Raw genomic sequence first — 1,189 nt, forward strand, 5'->3', positions numbered from 1 at the left:
GATGGCGAAGAGCAAGTTTGAACGAACAAAACCGCATGTTAATATTGGTACGATTGGTCACGTTGATCATGGGAAGACCTCGTTGACAGCAGCGATTACGAAATATTTTGGTGAATTTAAAGCCTATGATCAAATTGATGCTGCCCCAGAGGAACGCGCACGTGGAATTACTATTTCTACAGCGCACGTTGAGTATGAAACGGAAAATCGTCACTATGCGCACGTTGATTGTCCAGGACACGCTGATTATGTGAAGAACATGATCACAGGGGCAGCACAGATGGATGGTGCTATTTTGGTTGTTTCAGCAGCTGATGGTCCAATGCCTCAGACACGTGAGCATATTTTGCTTGCGCGTCAGGTTGGTGTTCCAGCAATTGTTGTTTTTCTTAATAAAGTTGATCAGGTTGATGATGCAGAACTTTTGGAGCTTGTAGAGCTTGAGGTTCGGGAACTTTTATCCAAATATGATTTTCCAGGCGATGATATACCAATTGTTAAAGGTTCTGCGTTGGCAGCTCTTGAGGATAAGGATAAAAGCATTGGTGAAGATGCTGTTCGTCTTTTAATGAGTGAAGTTGATAATTATATTCCAACCCCTGAACGTCCTGTTGATCAACCATTTTTGATGCCGATAGAGGATGTATTTTCGATTTCGGGTCGTGGAACCGTTGTTACGGGTCGTGTTGAGCGTGGTGTTATTAAAGTTGGAGAGGAAATCGAGATTATCGGTATTCGTCCAACGTCTAAGACGACGGTTACAGGCGTTGAAATGTTCCGCAAACTTTTAGATCAGGGTCAAGCGGGTGATAATATAGGAGCTCTGCTTCGTGGTGTTGACCGTGAAGGGATTGAGCGTGGTCAAGTATTGGCGAAGCCAGGATCTGTTACGCCTCATACACGTTTTAAAGCAGAAGCTTACATTTTGACAAAAGATGAAGGTGGACGTCATACACCATTTTTCACGAATTATCGTCCTCAGTTTTACTTCCGTACGACGGATGTTACAGGTATTGTTACGCTTCCAGAAGGAACGGAAATGGTTATGCCAGGCGACAATGTTGCCATGGATGTTTCGTTGATCGTTCCGATAGCGATGGAAGAGAAGCTTCGTTTTGCTATTCGTGAAGGTGGTCGTACTGTTGGTGCCGGTATCGTCTCTAAGATCATTGAATAAATAATGCTTGTT

General features: G+C 43.7%; 1 protein-coding gene. It reads left to right on the forward strand.

The window, feature by feature from the left end:
* Position 1: 1 nt before the first annotated feature.
* Positions 2-1,177 carry an elongation factor Tu gene (gene tuf, locus ACFIJ9_RS08620; RefSeq protein WP_012755022.1) on the forward strand — a complete coding sequence of 392 codons (1,176 nt, stop codon included), beginning with the start codon at positions 2-4 and terminating at the stop codon, positions 1,175-1,177.
* The last annotated feature ends 12 nt before the right edge of the window (positions 1,178-1,189 follow it).

Origin of the sequence: Bartonella sp. MR90HLJMH, assembly GCF_042194115.1 — a bacterium.
In the GTDB taxonomy this organism is placed as follows: domain Bacteria; phylum Pseudomonadota; class Alphaproteobacteria; order Rhizobiales; family Rhizobiaceae; genus Bartonella; species Bartonella grahamii.